Here is a 16,185-nt window from a genome sequence, read left to right on the forward strand (position 1 = left end):
GGTCACACCCCTCCGCGCAGCCGGGCGCTCGGGTCGAGCGCGTCGCGCACCCCGTCGCCGAGGACGTTGAGCGCGGCCGTGGTCAGGGCGATCAGCAGACCGGGCGCGATCGTCACGGCGGGCCGGGTGTAGAGGAGCCCCAGACCGTCCTCGATGATCGTGCCCCAGCTGGCGTCGGGTGGCTGGACGCCGACGGACAGGAAGGACAGCGCCGACTCGGTGAGCATGGCGAGCGCGGTCATCAGCGGGACGAACACGATCGCCGTCGGCACCACGTTCGGCAGCACCTCCCGGCACAGGATGCGCGGGGTGGGCGCGCCGGAGCCTACGGCCGCCTGGATGTACTCCTTGTTGCGCAGCACCAGCACCTGACCGCGCAACGGCCGGGCGACGTACGGCACATAGATCGCCGCGATGATCGTGACGGGCAGCCAGAGACTTCCCGCGTCGACGGTGACGGGGCCCAGCCTGAGACCGTTGGTGAGCAGCACCACCGACAGACAGATGGCCAGCAGATACACCGGGAACGCCCAGACGACGTCCAGGATCCGCGAGATGACGGCGTCCACGACCCCGCCCGCGTACCCGGCGACGACTCCCACGACCGTACCGACGACGCAGGTGAGCAGCGCCGCCGTGAACCCGATGAACAGGCTCGTACGGCCGCCGTACAGCAGCCGGGCCAGCACGTCCCGGCCCTGGTTATCGGCGCCGAGGAAGTCGTGGGCGGGATCCCAGGTCGGGCCGATCGGGGTGACGCCGAGGCCGAGGCCGGTGCTGCTCGGGGTGAGCACCGGCACGGTCTTTCCGTCCACGACCGTGGTGCCGGAGACATGGGACTGGAAGGGGTCGGTGTGGGCGATGTGGTCCGCGTAGAGCGGGGCGCACAAGGTCGCCAGCACGACGAGGAGCAGGACCGCGGCGGCGGCCAGCGCCGTCCTGTTGTGCAGCAGATCGCCGGCGGCGGTCCGCCAGGGGCCCGGCGAGCGCCGGGCCCCTGCCGACGGGGGCAGGGTCACTTCACCCACAACTGCCCGACCAGCATGTAGAACTGCTTGCTGAACCGGTAGTTGCCGACCCGCGTCGACGTGAAGTCGATCATCTTCGGGTTGATCAGCGGTACCACCGGAGACTGGGCCATGACCGTCTGGTCGATCGCACCCCACTGCTTGTCGGCGCTCGCCTTGTCGGTCCCCGAGGTCTTCAGCGCCGCCTGCATCCTCGCGTCGACGCCCTTGTCGCAGAACCCGGAGATGTTGATGCTGGAGTCGCTGCCCGGGTGGTAACTCGCGCAGGAGAGCAGCACGTTGAGGAAGTCGGAGGCCGCGGGATAGTCCTGGTACCAGGACGTCAGGGCCAACTGCACCTTGTTCTTGGTGTTCTGGATGTAGGTGAACTGGATGTTCCCCGACAGCGGCTTGAGCGTCGCCTTGTAGCCGAGCTGGGTGAGCAGGCTCTGCAGGTACTGCCCGATCGACTTGTTGACGTCGTCGTCCTGGACGACGATGCCGACCTCCTGCCCAGCCGTACCGGACTGCTTCACCAGCTCCTTGGCCTTGGCGAGGTCCGCGGCCTTCCAGGTCGTACCGCCGCCCTTGGTGTAGGCACACGAGTCGACGTGCCCGGGGAAGCCGGGCGGCAGGACCGTGCACGCGGGAGAGGCGAGATTGGTGCCGCCGTACAGCCGCACCACGGCGGACCGGTCCACGGCCCAGTTGATCGCCTGACGCGCCAACTTGTTGTTGAAGGGAGCCATGTTGACGTTGAGCGTCGCGTACCAGAACGCCGTCAGCGGGTTCACATGTGCCCGCGAGGCGTACTTGGTGCCGATCTCGTTGAGGCGGTCGGCGGGCGGCGCGTCGTACATCCAGTCCGCCTGGCCGTTCTCGATGGCGGTCACCTCGGACTCGACGGTCTGGCCGAAGGTGTAGTCGATGGCGTCGGGATATCCCTGCGGCTCCGCCTGACGCGACCACTCCTCGAAGTGCGGGTTGCGGACCAGCTCGAGCGCCCGGTTGGGGTCGTACGAGGCCGCCATGTACGGCCCGGTCGACGGCAGCGGCTTGGTCCCGGCGTCCTTCGTCGGCGAGTCCTTCGGTACGACGACGGCGTGCGGGACCGCCAGCTTGTACTCGAACTCCGGATCCGCGGCCGTCAGGTTGATGGTGACCGTGTTGGCCTTGGCGTCTCCGATCACGCCCTGGGGCAGGGTGCAGGAGGCCGGTGTCTTCAGACAGGCGTCGGCGCCGACGATGCCGTTGTAGAAGGTGCCCGCGGTGGGACTGGAGACCTTGAAGATGCGCTGGAAGGACGCCACCACGTCGTCGGTGGTCAGGGCCTTGCCGTTGGAGAAGGTGACGCCCTTGCGGAGCGTGAAGGTGTAGGTCTTGCCGCCGTTGGTCACCTTCGGCATGGCCGTGGCCAGGTCGGGGACGACGGTGAAGGACTCCTGCCCGTCGACCTTCTTGAAGGCGAGCAGCCCGTCGTACATCGACTGGAACAACTGCCAGTACTGGAGCGTGTAGTTGACCTGCGGGTCGAAACTGCCCGCGGCCGCGTGGGCGACGAGCTTCAGGGTGCCGCCCTTGTGCTGGGTCTGAAACGCGGAGGACCCGGAGGTGGAAGCGCTGGGACCGGAGGAGGAGCCCGGGTCGGAGGAGGACGAACAGGCGGCCGCGGTGAGCGTGAGGGCGACGGTGGCGGCGGCGAGCGCGCCCCGTCCGGCGTTGCGGGACATGGCTGGGAACTCCCGGGTCAGTCGGTGGAGTCGAGGAACTCGCCGACGACCCGGAGGTAGAGGTCCTCCTCCTCGACGTGCGGCATGTGGCTCGAATGCTCGAACATGTGCCAGCGCACATCGGGGATGCGGTCGGCGAAGGGACGGAGGGTCTCGGGGGTCGCCTCGTCGAAGCGCCCGGACACCAGCAGGGTCGGCACCTCGATCAGGTGGAGCCGGTCGATGACCGACCAGTCCTTGAGGGTGCCGACGACATGGAACTCATTGGGTCCGTTCATCGTGTGGTACACGGTCGGATCGGCCGCGATGTTGTCCCAAGTGGCCTGCACCTCGGGCGGGTTGGGTGTCAGACGGCACACATGGCGCTCGTTGAAGACCTGTTCGGCCGCCCGGTAGTCGGGGTGGTCCGTGGTCCCGGCCGCCTCGTGGGCGTGCAGGGTGTGCTGGACCTCCTCGGGGAGCTCGGCGCGCAGTTCGGCGGCCGCCTTGAGCCACAGCTGCATGGACGCCGGGGAGTTGGCGATGACCAGTCCCCGCAGCCCGGGCGGGCGGCGTACCGCGTGCTCGGCGGCGAGCATGCCGCCCCAGGACTGGCCCAGGATGTGGTAGCCGTCCGCGACGCCCAACTCCCGGAGCAGGTTGTCGAGTTCGTCGAGAAAGAGCTGGACGGTCCAGAAGTCGGCGCCCTTGCCGGGCAGATGGGTGGAGAACCCGGTGCCGAGCTGGTCGTAGTGGATCACGGGGCGGCCCTGCTCGGAGATCCCCGCGATGCTGAGCGTGTAGTGGTGGCCGGCGCCGGGCCCGCCGTGCAGGACCACCAGGGGTGTCCTGCCCGGTTCGCCCGTGATCCGGTACCAGGTGGAATGGCCGTTGAAGTCGACGGTTCCGGTGTGGTTCGGTTCGGGGATCGCCACGCGGAAGCCTCCCAGACCGGTCGGAACCAACCGACCGCTGTCTGAAAATCGTTGGGATGTGACGGATGGATGCGATAGTGAGGGGCTAAAAGGTCACTCCACAAGACCTTTTAGCGGGGTGGGGGCAAGAAGTAACAGCGGGTTCACGTGGCCCGCGCGCGTTTACAGGAGCGACGACTTTGCGGGAGGACAACTGACATCCGCACCTGAACCCGGTGACGAGTTCTCTCGCGTTCTCGACCGTGTCCTTCACGGCGACAGTCCGTCGTCCTCGCTGCGTCCGGTCCGGGTGAACTCGGCGGTCGACGAGGTCGCCGACCGGCTGCTCACCGCGATCGCCGTCGGAGACTTCCTGCCCGGCGAGCGGCTGCCCGCCGAACGCGAGCTCACCGCACTGCTGCACGTGAGCCGCCCCACCGTGCGCGAGGCGGTCGCACGCCTCCAGTCGCTGGGCGTCATCGAGATCCGCCGGGGCCGCAACGGCGGAGCCTTCGTCCGCGACAGCTGGACCGAGTCCTCCGGCGCCGCGGTCCGCCGTACGCTGCTGCCCCGCTGGGCGGAGTTCGAGCAACTCTTCGACCTGCGCGGGCTGGTGGAGGGCATGGTGGCCGCGACGGCCGCCCGGCGCCGGCGCCCCGAGGACCTGGAGCCGATGCGCGTGGCCCTGACGGCACATCTCTCCGCCGCCACACCCCGTGAGGAGCAGGCCGCCGACAGCGCGTTCCACCGGGCTATCTGCGCCGCCACCCACAATCCGCAGATCGACCGGCTCAGCCGGGACCTGCTGACCAGGGTCAGTCTGGGCTTCCCGATCGAACCCTGGGGGAGAGGCGAGCGCTCCCACCATGAACGGGCCGGTCACGGGCACACGGCGCTCTACGAGGCCGTCGCGGCGGGCGAGCCGGAGCGCGCCGAGGGGATAGCCCGGGAGCACTTCATGATCAGCGCCGACATGATCCGGGAGGTCCTGGCCCGGGTACGGGCGGCCGAGGCTCCCCGACCGGGACCAGGGCCCTTCTGATGGATCTCCGCGGCGTCGCGACGCCCGGCACACACGCTCACCGCACGCCGCTCCGTCTTCCACGGAGATCCATCAGAAGGGCCCTAGACCTCCCGGTGATCGATCCCCAGCAGACTCGCCGCGGCCCCGAAATCCGCACCGTGGTGACCCACCGCCAGCGACCAGTGGTGCCCGACCCCCGTCGCGCTCCACGCGTCCACCCATTCACCGGGGTCTCGGCCGAAGTCGACCCTGCTGGTGGTGTTGCCGATCTCCAGCAGCGGCCCGGGGACGACCGTGCCCTCGGAGGTGATGAACGACAGGCTGCCGTCGGCGTCCTGGCCGAGGCCCAGCAGGGTCACCGGGCCGTGCCGGACGTCGAACTCCACGCTGACACCCCAGCCGCGCTTGCCGTGATAGACACCGAGGCCGCGCAGCAGCGGATCGCGGGCGCTCAGCGCGAGGTGGGCGGGTCCGTCATGGCCCATCTCCACCACCCCGTCCTCGAAGTTCAGCGCCTGGATCTCCGTGAAGGAGCCCCCGGCGCCGACGCTCTGCGAGGCCAACTGAGCGAGACTGGTGCGCAGTTCGAACTCACCGGCCGCGGGCACACCCCGGGCGGTGAGCAGCGAGGCACCCAGGATCATGCCCGCGCCCAGCCGCTCGTGCTGCTCGCCGTCGAGCCCCCGGTGGTAGTACGCGAGGGTGTCGAGGCCGAAGTCCTCCACCAGCCGGTCGAGAGCCACCGACACGGTCGCGCCCCACGCGAAGTCCTCGTCGACCACGCTGTCGTCCACGGTGAAGATCCGCCGGGCGAGCTCCACCCGCTCCCGGGTCTGAGCCTCCGTCACCTTCTCCACCCGGTGCCGCAGATCGTCGAACTCCAGCACCTCGACGTGCGAGCCGAACGTCGCCGACAGCAGCGTCGGATCGGTCTGCACGTCGAGCATCCCGGGATACACATGCCCCATGAGCCCGTGCCGGGCGTGCCGGAGCGCGGCCCGGACGTGCGCGGCCCGTACCCACCGCTCGATGCGCCGCCACGCCGACTCCTGCCGCAGCCAGCCCGACACCGACCGGAAGGGGATACCGGCCCGGCGGAAGACGTTGCCGACCTCCGGCACCGAGCACTGCGAGCAGTACGCCAGCCAGTCGCCGGTGTCGAAGGAGACGTGGTCCATCCGCTCGGACGGCTGGAGGTCGACCACCAGTACTGGTGTGTGCGTGCGCTGCGCGATCGGCAGCACCATCGACGAGGTCAGATAGGTCGTCAGGAACAGCACGATCAGATCGCAGTCCACCTGCCGGAGCCGTTCGGCGGCGGCCGCGCCCTCCTGTGCGTCGGAGACGAACCCGGCGTCCGTCACCTCCGCGTCCAACTGCCCCAGCCGCTCGGCGACATAGGCCGCCGACTCCTTCAACTGGGGCAGCAGTCCCGGGAACTGCGGCCAGTACGTGCCGAGCCCGCCGGAGACCAGCCCGATCCGCGGGCGGCGCCGGGTCACGGGCGGGAGCAACTCGCCCAGACCGGCCTCCCGTTCACCGGCGTACGTCGTGGTGGATTCGGTCGTCGCCATGGTCGGCGCTCCTTCGGGATTCGGTTCAGGCCTGCGCGACCTTGACGTCCGCCGGCGCGGTGGCGGCCGGGGACGAGCGGGGAACGAGGACACGCACGATGTAGAGACCCGCGACGGCCGACAGCGCCATGCAGCCGGTGATCACCCAGAGCAGCACGCTGGGGCTCCGGTCGAGCAGCGCGGGCGTGACGAACGCGACGCCCGCGAAGACCCCGCGGGAGACGGCGTAGGTGATCCCCTGCGTGGTGCCCCGGGTCTCCGCGGGCAGCGTCAGCTGCGACCACACCTTGTAGTTGGCCTCACCCGCGAAGGGATAGGACAGCTGGTAGAGGATGTAGAAGACGAGGAAGCCGACGATGGCGCCCACGGTGAGCGAGGCGATCGCGAAGGCCGCGATCTGCACGACCGTGGCGACGTAGAACATCCGGTCGCGCCGTGGGCCGTCGGCGATCCGGACGAAGGCGAGCGTCAGCACCAGACCGATCGGGAGACAGGCGAGATTGATGCCGGTCGCCACGCTCTGCGAGGCCCCGCTGACGGTGACCAGCAGATACGTCGTGAACTGGCCCATGGTGTTGGCGCCCAGACCCCAGGTGACGTAGAAGGCGAAGGTCGCGAGCATCGGCACCAGAGCGGCCCGGGTCCAGACGTTCTTCAGCGCGACACCCTGCTCGGCCGGGACCTGGTCCTGCTCCGGATCCGGCCCGGTGGCCAGTTCCAGCCGGGAGCGCAGATGCCAGGTGACCAGCGCGGCGACCGCCAGATGGCCGGTGATGAGGCGGGCCCCGAGCATGCCGGTGTCCGACAGGGCGAAGCCGACGAAGACCACGACGATGATGCCCAGCATCCACATGACCTGCGTGAAGGCGATGAGCCGGCCCCGGGCGTGGTCGGGGGACGCGTCCGAGACCACGGCCAGGGACGTCGGCAGGTCGGCACCGGCCGCGAGCCCGGCGAGCAGGACACCCACCAGCAGGGTGATGTCGTCGGGCGCCAGCGTGATGATGATCGCCCCGACGGCGTAACAGAGAATGTCCAGGTTGTAGAGGCGGCGGCGGCCGAAGACGTCGGCGAGACGTCCGCCGACCAGGGAGCCGACCGCGATGCAGATGGTGACGATCGCGCTGATCGCACCGGCCATCCAGACGCCCATGTCGTAGGCGTCGCGGTAGATGGCCAGGTTGACACCGATGCTGACGATGAGTGCGGCATCCAGGTAGGACGCCATGCCGGAGAGGCCCGCGACCTTCCACAGGCGCTTCTCGATGGGCGGTTCCGGCTGGTTCGGGGCAGGCGAGGTTCGGGCCATGATGCGGCTCCGTCTGGGGAGAGGGGTCCGAGCGGAGGGGGACGTCGCTGTTCTCGGCCGATGTCCAGCGACTATAGGAGGGTAAAAACGTTCCAACAAGACGTCATGCGGCCATCCGTGGAAACGACCTGACGGCCCCGCAGCTCTGGTGGGGGCCGTGGGGGTGTCCTACGGTGAGGCTGACGTAAAACGTTTTTGATCCGTGAGAGTGTCCGGGCCGTACTCGGAAGGACCCATCCGTGATCTCTCCAGCCCTGCGACAGCTGTTCGACAACCCGCCCCGGGACTTCGGCCCCACCCCGCTGTGGTGGTGGTCCGGCGCGAAGGTCACCCGTGACCGTCTGGCCTGGCAGCTGCGCCGGTTCGCGGACGGCGGCGTCCACAACCTCGTGGTGATCAACCTGGCACCGGCCGGCCCGACCTTCGGCGCCCGCACCGACGACCCGGTGTGGTTCGGCGAGGAGTGGTGGGCCCGCTTCCAGGACGCCTGCGAGATCGCCGGGGACCTGGGCACGCGCCTGTGGTTCTACGACCAGATCGGCTTCTCCGGCGCCAACGTCCAGGGCGGCATCACCCGCCGGCACCCCGAGGCGGCGGGCCGCGCCCTGCGCTCGCGCCGGGCGGTCGTCACCGGCGGCGCGGTCGCGCTGAAGGGCACGGAGACGCTGCTGGGGGCGTACGACGGCACGGGCGCACGCCTGACGGTCGCTACGGCGTCGGGGCGGCCCGGCTCCGCCGGCCATGGAGGACCGCCACGGATCGAGGCCCCCGACGGCACCGAGGTACGCCTGGTCCTCGCCGTTCCCACGGCCTTCGACTATCTGAACCCCGCAGCCGTCGGACTCCTGTTCGATGCCATCCATCACGAGTACGACCGCCGCGTACCCGACCACCTGGGCAATGTCATCGCGGGCAGCTTCCAGGACGAGCTGCCCGCCACCAACTCCTGGACCGGCCGCTTCCCCGAGGAGTTCCGCTCCCGGCGCGGCTACGACCTCCTCGACCACCTTCCCGCCCTCTTCACGGGGGACGACTCCGACCGGGCAGGGAGGATCCGCGCCGACTACTACGCCGTCCGCGCCGAACTCACCGAAGAGGCCCTCTTCCGTCCCCTCGCCGCCTGGCACGAGGAGCGCGGCCTGCTCCTGGGCTGCGACCAGAGCCACCCCGCCCGATCCGGCTTCCCCGCCCAGTCGACGCAGCTCTACACGGACTACTTCCGCACCCACCGCTGGTACAGCGCCGCCGGCAGCGACCATCACGGCGACGCCAAGGTCCACTCCTCCATGGCCCACCTCTACGGCCACGAGCGCGTCTGGATCGAGTCGTTCCACTCCTCCGGCTGGGGCGGCACCCTGGAGGAGACCTACGACTGGCTGCTGCCGTTCCTGCGCAGCGGGGCCAACCTCTACAACCCGCACGCCAGTTACTTCGGCACCGCGGGCGGCTGGTTCGAGTGGGCGCCGCCGTCCACCGACTGGCGCCAGCCCTACTGGCGGCAGTACCCCGCGTTCTCCCGGGCCGTCGCCCGGATCTGCTCGATCCTGTCGTGGGGCACCTACAGCGCCGACGTCGCGGTTCTGCACCCCACCGCCACGATGCAGTCCCTCATCCCCCTCGACGCCCCGGTCCAGCACTTCGGCGACGGCCGCCTCGGCGAGACCCACGCCGACGTCGACGAGACCCAGCGCCACTACCTGGAGCTGTGCGGCACCAACAACTGGCTCGGGCCCGCCGTGGGCGCCCTCGACCGCCATCGGATCTCCTTCGACGTCATCGACGACGCCTCGATCCAGGGCGCCAAGGCCGGCGACGGGGCCCTGCGCATCAGGGATCTGGCGTACACCGCGGTCCTGCTGCCCTCGGCGAGCGTCCTGGAGCACGAGACGGCCCGCCGGCTGGCCGAACTCCTCGACGCCGGAGGACGGGTCGTGGTCGTCGGCCGCCCTCCGACACGGGCGGCCGGGCTCGCCGGCGACGACTCCGTCGTAGCCGCGCTGCTGGACCATCCGCGCCTGGAGCGGGTGACCGACGCCGAGGCCGGTGCCACGGCGGTGGCCGACGCCGCCGGCTACGCGACGGGCCAGGTGCCGCTGCTCGTCAGGAGGAAGGGCGACGCGGCGGTCGCGCTGGTCACCGGGGCCTTCCCCGACGCCCGGACGCATCCGCCGGGGGACCGCCACGAGATCGACCCCGCGCGCTACGCCCGCACCTCCTCCGTCACCGTGCGGGCCCCGGTCGCCGAGGCCGAGATCTGGAACCCGGCGACCGGCACCCGCCGCCCCGGACACGTCACCGTCACCGACGGCGTCTCGACCATCGAGGTGCCGCTGGAGGGCGCCCCCGCCGCCCTCGTCGTATGGCGTGAAGGGCCTCCGGTGGACGACGTACCCTCGCCGTCCACGGGGTCGAGGGAGTTTGTCGACCTGTCGACCGGCTGGGAGGGCCGTCTCGCTCCCACCATGGACAACACCTGGGGCGACCTGGCCCTGCCCGCGGGTTCCGCCGTCGCCGAACCGCAGATCTGGACCATGCGGTGGACCGAGACCGAAGCCTCCTGGGAGCCGGCACGGGCCACCTACGGCAACCGTGTCCGCTTCCTGGCGCCCGTGCCCCGCGCGCAGGCGCCGGCGCCTCTGGACAGTGCCGCCGTCGAAGAAGTCCTTTCCGGGGAGCGGAAGTTGGCTCCGGCGGACTGGGGTGTCTCGTTGTACTCGTCGAGTCGTGGCATCCCGGACCCCGACGGTCTGCTCGGCAACAAGGGCCTGGTGCCGGAGGAGTTCGTGCGGGTTCCGGTGCCCGTGAGCGGGACGGTCGCCCGGGTCAGGGCCGTCGTGGAGACCGACCACCGCGGGCCCGCCGACCTGCATGTCGGCGCGGCGGCGGTCAAACGCGTGTGGTGGAACGGCAGTTTGCTGGAGAGCGGCGGCGGCTGTCTGGCGTCGGCCCGAGTGGAGGTCGGACGGGCCCGCAACGTGCTGGAGTACGAGCTGTCCGACGCCCAGGACCGGCCACAGACCATCTCGGGCGCCGCCGACACCCCGCTGGGCAGCTACTTCTGTCTGTCCCGCCCGGACGGGTTCGCGCCGCGACCGCTGTTCATGCGCCTGCCCGACGGCGTACGACCGGACGGCAGCGTGACCTACCGCGGCCGGATCACCGCCCCGGACCGGGGAGCGGCGGCGGTCCTCGTCGTGGGCGCCGCGGTGGGCGTGACCGTGCTGCTGGACGGAGCCGTCGTGGCACGGCAGGAGAAGGTCGAGTACTACGAGTCCGACTGGGGCGCGGTCCCCGCGTTCTTCCGGCACGAACTGACGCCGGACGGCGGCGATCACGTCCTCGACCTGGTGGTCGACAGCACCGATGCGCGGGACGGGATCTACGTCGACCTCGTGGCGGGCACGACTGCGCTGGTGAGCGGCCCGGGTTGGGAAGCCCGGACGGGGGAGTGGCACGGGCGGACCGTCGAACACGAGGGCCGCTGGGGGGAGTTGCAGCACTGTGCCGCCGCGGTACGGCCGCACCCGCTGCCCGGGGCCGAGTGGCTGGCCGGTGCCCCGGTGCTCGGCTCCGCCGTACTGCCGCTGCGGTCCACCGACGAGCTCCGGGAGGCCGAGCAGCGCTTCCGGTTCACCCTGCCGGCGGGGACCGTGTCACTCGACCTGCCCCTGGAGCTTCCCGCGCGGGTGAGGATCGACGGCGGCCCCGAACTGTCCCTCGTCGAGCATGAGTTGACGCTGGACCGGCCACTCGGCAAGGCGGCCGAGTGTGAAGTCGTCACCGCCCCCACGGCCTTTCTGCGCGGTGGCTCCGCCTGGCGGGGACCCGTACGGGTGCGGACGGTACCGGCGCCCCTGCCGCTGGGCGAGTGGGGCGAGCTGGGCCTGGGCGGCTGGAGCGGGGGCGTGACCTACGCCCGGACCCTGGAGGTGCCGGCCGGGCCGGACCCGGTGCTGGATCTGGGGCGGGTGCGCGGCAGTGTCGAGGTGTGTGTCGACGGCGAGCCCGTCGGCGAGGCGTTCTGCGCGCCGTACCGCTTCGAACTCAGCGGCACCGCCGGGCGTACCGTCCGCCTCGAAGTGACCGTCCACAACACCCTGGCCCCGTACCTCGCCGAGGCCACGCCGACCGCCTGGGCCTTCCCCTCCCAGCTTCCCTCGGGGCTGCTGGGGCCGGTGCGGCTAGAAAGGCGCGTCTGAGGAAGCCCGCGTGGAGTCCCGCAGGACCAGTCCCGGCGCGAACACCCTTGCCTCATGGGCGTGTTCCGCGCGGGCCTCCACCTCGTCCAGGAGCATCTCGACGGCCGCCCGGCCGAGTTCCTCGACTGGCTGGCGGACCGTCGTCAGGGGCGTGCCCACGATGCTCGCGATGTCCAGGTCGCCGTAGCCGACCACCTGCACGTCCTCCGGGACCTTCACACCGCGCTCGCCCAGCGCCCGGCACAGGCCCGCCGCGAGGAAGTCGTTGGTGCAGAACACGCCGTCGGGCAGCTCGTCGAGGCCGTGGGCGATCTCGCTGCCGTACGCCACCGTCATCTCCTCGGCGACGACCTGGCCGAGGCGGGCCTCGCGCCGGGTGCGCACGGCCTGACGGGCGCCCTGGTAGCGGTCGGCACACTGACGGATCGTGCGCTCGCCGTTCACCACGAGGATGTCGCGGGCCCCGCGGTCCAGGAGGTGCTGCACGGCGATGCGGCCGCCGGCGATGTCGTCCACGGAGACCGAACAGCCCTCCTGGGCGGGCATCGCGCGGTCCGCCAGCACCAGCGGGATGCCGCGCTCGCGCAGCCGCGACAGGCGTGTGGGGTCGGCGCTGAGCGGGACCACCACCGCGCCGACCGCCCGCTGTTCGATGAGCATCGTGAAGTAGCCCTGCTCGCGCTCCGGCGCGTCCCCGCTGTCGCACAGGACGAGGGAGTAGCCGTGCTCGTACGCCGCGTCCGCGGCGCCGCGCGCGATGCGCGAGTAGAAGGAGTTGGCCACGTCCGGCAGCACCAGGCCGATCGACGACGAGTGGCCGGTGCGCAGACCGGCGGCTCCCGGATGGGGGACGTAGTCGAGTGCGGCGACCGCGACGCGGACCCGCTCAGCGGTGCGCGCGTTGACCCGCTCGGGCCGGTTCAGGACGTTCGACACCGTGGAGACCGAGACCCCGGCGGCGGCCGCGACGTCCTGGATACGGGCGGGGCGAACCGACATGACGTCCACCCCCTCGCTGCTCCCCATGGGCGACGCAAGTCTACCCCGGTCGCGTATAAAACGTTTTCCGTCCCAGGGGCCAGGAGTGAGGCGCATCGAAAATCCGGTGAACCTGCACACCGTTCACCCCCCGGCCACGCGGAGACCGAAGAGTGGCCATGGCCGCACCGGACCGGGACCCTGCTGCTGCAAATCCTGTGAAGAAGCGGGTGGGTTGGGTGATCATGTGGCGACCCCGGTGAAGACGGCGACCGGAACGTGCCGTGAGACGCGGTCGGCTGAGTGGCCGTGTCCATGCCCGGCGTGCTTCCATCCGGTGTCCCCCCTCCTCGAGGATTGCTCATGCGAAAGGAACCGCGCGCCATGAACGTCACCGCCCACATCGAGGCCGCCGAGCTCAGCGACGCCGACCTGAACGACGTCTCCGGTGGCGTCACCGCCGCGACCGCTGCCGGTCTCCACCTGCGCGTGGCGCACCTTGAGGTCTGTGCCGACGCCGGCGCCCTCGTCTCCGCCGAGGGCGTCGCGCTCGGCGTCACCGCCCACGTCGGCGTGAACTGACCGCACACCTGCCACGGGCCCCGGATCGTCCGATCCGGGGCCCGTCGTGGTCGGACGGTCGGTGACATACGCGACGGACGGGTCAGACCGCCGGCGCCGGATAGGTCGGGTACTCCACGCCGGTCACATGCTGTACGACCCGGACGACCTGGCACGAGTAGCCGAACTCGTTGTCGTACCAGAGGTAGAGGATCGCGTTGTCCCCGTCGACCTTGGTGGCGCCGGCGTCGACGATCGAGGAGTGGCGCGAGCCGATGAAGTCGCTGGAGACCGCGTCGGGGGCCGTGGTGAAGTCGATCTGGCGCTTGAGCGGGGAGGTCAGCGAGACGTCCCGCAGGTGGTCGAGGACCTCCTCGCGGGTGGTCTCACGGCCCAGGCGCAGACTCAGGATCGCGATGGAGACGTCCGGCACCGGGACCCGGATCGAGCTGCCGGTGATCGGCGCCTTGAGGTCGGGCAGCGCCTTGGCCACGGCGGAGGCGGCGCCCGTCTCCGTGATGACCATGTTGAGCGGCGCCGAACGGCCCCGGCGGTCGGCCTTGTGGTAGTTGTCCAGCAGGTTCTGGTCGTTGGTGAACGAGTGGACCGTCTCCACATGGCCGCGCAGCACACCGTACTCGTCGGCCATCGCCTTCAGCGGCGGCACGATCGCGTTGGTGGTGCAGGACGCGCAGGACAGGATCTGCTCGTCCGGCTTGATCGTGTCGTGGTTGACGCCGTGCACGATGTTGGGGACGTCGCCCTTGCCCGGCGCCGTCAGCACCACCTTGTCGATACCGGGACGCAGGTGCTGCGAGAGACCCTCGCGGTCACGCCACTTGCCGGTGTTGTCGATGAGGATCGCGTTCTTGATGCCGTACGCCGTGTAGTCGACCTCGGACGGGTCGTTCGCGTAGATCACCTTTATGGTGTTGCCGTTGGCGATGATCGCGCTCTCGGCCTCGTCGACGGTGATCGTGCCCTGGAACTGGCCGTGGATGGAGTCCCGGCGCAGCAGCGAGGCCCGCTTGACGAGATCCTCGGAGGCCCGCCCGCCGCCCCCGCGGACCACGATGGCGCGCAGCCGCAGGCCGTTGCCCGAGCCCGCCTTCTCGATCAGCAGCCGGGCCACCAGGCGGCCGATGCGGCCGAAGCCGTAGAGGACGACGTCCCGCGGCTCACGGCGGTCGATCTTGTTGCCGCCCGTCGCGCCGGCCACGGCCTCGGCGGTGAACTCGGCCACCGACAGGCCGCGGTCGTCGGCCTGGTAGATCTCGGCCAGTCGGCCGATGTCGATCTGCGAGGGGCCGAGGTCCAGCGTGGTGAGGGCCTGGACGAAGGGCAGGGTGTCGGTGACGGAGAGCTCCTCGCCGGCGATCTGCCGGGCGAACCGATGGGTCTTGAGGATGCTGACCACCGACTTGTTCACCAGGGAACGGCTGTGCAGGAGAACCGTTACATCCCGCTCCCGGTGCAGCCTCCCGATCATCGGGATCATCGATTCCGCGATCTCCTCGCGGTTCTTCCAGTCGGTGAACGAGTCGTCCTTGACAGTCACAGAATTCTCTTTCGAGCTAGGCGGCGCTCATATGCTAACCCCCTGATGTGGTGATCGATCGGCGGGGTGTCACGGCTCACTGGCCCGGCAGCCGCGGCGGTGCGGCGTCCGGGACCGGCCGCAGCAGCGAGGGGTGCGCGTCGGCCACCCGTTCCTTCGTGAACGCGGCCACGATCCGGCGGGCCAGCAGAGGATCCGCCGGGAGCGTGTGCGCGGCGAACCAGCGGGCGGGCGCCGGGTCGGGGGACGGCTCGGCGAACTCCGCGCCCGCGTAGTCGTCCAGCGGCGGGTCGTAGATGTAGCCGCAGACCACGTCGTGCCGTACCAGCCGCTGGACGAGGGCGTCGCGGTCGTGGACCAGGAGCGGCACCCGGAAGAGGGGCAGGGGGCCGTCGTGTGCCGTCCGGTCGCGCAGTGCCGGCGAGGCCCATGGCGTGCCCGCCAGCAGGGCGACCCCGGCCCTGCGCCGGGCCAGGTCCTCGTCGAGCCGGGCCATCCGCAGGCTCAGCTGGCCGCGGACCAGCGAGCCGTGCCGGGAGCGGTAGCCGTGCAGATCGACACGGACCCACCGCTCGTAGGCGGTCAGACTCGGTGCCTCCCGGGCGGAGGCGGCGAGCCGCGGTGCGTGCAGGTCCATCCGGAACGCGTCGCGCTCCATCAGCCCGAGCCGCTCCATGGTCCGCCATACCGGGCGCACCAGGTGGAGCGAGCGGACGGCGGACCGGGCCAGCGGGCGCAGGGTGGTGGTCAGGTCCTCCCGCAGCCGACCCGGGGTCAGCAGGTCGTCCCGCAGCAGCTCCAGCTCCCGGCGGGTGCACGCGTCCTCGACGGCGAGAAAGCCGCCCGCCATCCCGGCCACGTGCTTGGACAGGCTGAACGCCGCCGCCCTGCCGAAGGTCCCGACCGGCTGCCCGTCCACATGACTGCCGATCGCGTGCGCCGCGTCCTCGAACAGCGGGATCCCCAACTGGTCGCAGCGGCGCCGCAGTTCGAGCACCCGGTCGGGCACGCCGTACAGGTTGGTGGTCAGGACCGCGTCCACGTTGCGCCAGGTCGACTCCGGCACGGCGGCCGGGTCGATGTTGCCGTCCCACACGGACACCGGCGCCTGCACGGGGCGCAGCCCGGCCGCGAGGACCACGAAGAGGATCACGTCGTCGTTCACCGGTGACATCAGCACCCGCGCCCCCGGCCGGCACCAGCGCCTGAGCGCCAGGTACAGGGCCAGCCGGGCCGAGGGCGTGTAGACGCATTCGCGTCCGAGTCGCCGGGTCATCGTCGCGGCCAGCCGCGAGCCGTACGGCATCGGCACCCCTTGTGTCGATGGGCCAGGAAAGGGCCGTGAAGGAGAA

At 70.7% G+C, this 16,185-nt stretch carries 11 protein-coding genes; 3 read left to right on the forward strand and 8 right to left on the reverse strand.

Features of this window, described 5'->3' with window-relative positions:
* Positions 1-2: 2 nt before the first annotated feature.
* From ACIRP7_RS31825 to ACIRP7_RS31835, 3 genes are read right to left on the reverse strand one after another with little or no spacing between them, the layout of a single operon-like run.
* Positions 3-1,028 carry an ABC transporter permease gene (locus ACIRP7_RS31825; protein WP_403666200.1) on the reverse strand — a complete coding sequence of 342 codons (1,026 nt, stop codon included), beginning with the start codon at positions 1,026-1,028 and terminating at the stop codon, positions 3-5.
* Positions 1,016-2,737, reverse strand: coding sequence for an ABC transporter substrate-binding protein (locus tag ACIRP7_RS31830; RefSeq protein ID WP_403666202.1), 1,722 nt, complete (start codon positions 2,735-2,737; stop codon positions 1,016-1,018). Before ACIRP7_RS31830 ends, ACIRP7_RS31825 begins: the two co-directional genes overlap by 13 nt.
* 17 nt (positions 2,738-2,754) lie before the next feature.
* Positions 2,755-3,651 (reverse strand): proline iminopeptidase-family hydrolase, encoded by an 897-nt coding sequence (locus tag ACIRP7_RS31835; protein ID WP_403666204.1) that lies wholly within the window; start codon positions 3,649-3,651, stop codon positions 2,755-2,757.
* Between the two features lie 289 nt (positions 3,652-3,940).
* Here ACIRP7_RS31835 and ACIRP7_RS31840 point away from each other — a divergent pair, with 289 nt between their 5' ends.
* Entirely contained in the window at positions 3,941-4,672 is a 732-nt protein-coding gene (locus ACIRP7_RS31840) for a FadR/GntR family transcriptional regulator (protein ID WP_403666206.1), read from the forward strand.
* A gap of 83 nt (positions 4,673-4,755) precedes the next feature.
* Here the strand turns inward: ACIRP7_RS31840 and ACIRP7_RS31845 are convergent, their stop codons facing one another.
* Complete coding sequence (locus tag ACIRP7_RS31845; RefSeq protein ID WP_403666208.1) at positions 4,756-6,228, reverse strand: arabinose isomerase; 1,473 nt, start codon at positions 6,226-6,228, stop codon at positions 4,756-4,758.
* Between the two features lie 25 nt (positions 6,229-6,253).
* The gene (locus tag ACIRP7_RS31850) at positions 6,254-7,537 is read right to left on the reverse strand and encodes an MFS transporter (protein ID WP_403666210.1); all 1,284 of its coding nucleotides are present in this window, start codon (positions 7,535-7,537) and stop codon (positions 6,254-6,256) included.
* A 239-nt stretch (positions 7,538-7,776) separates the two neighbouring features.
* Here ACIRP7_RS31850 and ACIRP7_RS31855 point away from each other — a divergent pair, with 239 nt between their 5' ends.
* Complete coding sequence (locus ACIRP7_RS31855) at positions 7,777-11,736, forward strand: glycosyl hydrolase (protein ID WP_403666212.1); 3,960 nt, start codon at positions 7,777-7,779, stop codon at positions 11,734-11,736.
* Here the strand turns inward: ACIRP7_RS31855 and ACIRP7_RS31860 are convergent.
* On the reverse strand, positions 11,719-12,762 hold the full coding sequence (locus ACIRP7_RS31860; RefSeq protein ID WP_403666213.1) for a LacI family DNA-binding transcriptional regulator: 1,044 nt from the start codon (positions 12,760-12,762) through the stop codon (positions 11,719-11,721). The two genes, ACIRP7_RS31855 and ACIRP7_RS31860, sit on opposite strands and share 18 nt — an antisense overlap.
* A 315-nt stretch (positions 12,763-13,077) precedes the next feature.
* Between ACIRP7_RS31860 and ACIRP7_RS31865 the strand changes: the two genes are divergently transcribed.
* Positions 13,078-13,296: a hypothetical protein gene (locus tag ACIRP7_RS31865; protein WP_403666215.1), complete on the forward strand. Its 219-nt coding sequence runs from the start codon at positions 13,078-13,080 to the stop codon at positions 13,294-13,296.
* A gap of 82 nt (positions 13,297-13,378) precedes the next feature.
* Here ACIRP7_RS31865 and ACIRP7_RS31870 read toward each other — a convergent pair whose 3' ends face one another.
* The gene (locus ACIRP7_RS31870; protein ID WP_403666217.1) at positions 13,379-14,833 is read right to left on the reverse strand and encodes a glyceraldehyde-3-phosphate dehydrogenase; all 1,455 of its coding nucleotides are present in this window, start codon (positions 14,831-14,833) and stop codon (positions 13,379-13,381) included.
* Between the two features lie 76 nt (positions 14,834-14,909).
* Positions 14,910-16,139, reverse strand: a complete 1,230-nt coding sequence (locus ACIRP7_RS31875; RefSeq protein WP_403666219.1) for a DegT/DnrJ/EryC1/StrS family aminotransferase — start codon at positions 16,137-16,139, stop codon at positions 14,910-14,912.
* Between the last annotated feature and the right edge of the window lie 46 nt (positions 16,140-16,185).

It is taken from the genome of Streptomyces sp. NPDC102270 (genome assembly GCF_044766405.1).
Classification (GTDB): Bacteria; Actinomycetota; Actinomycetes; order Streptomycetales; family Streptomycetaceae; genus Streptomyces.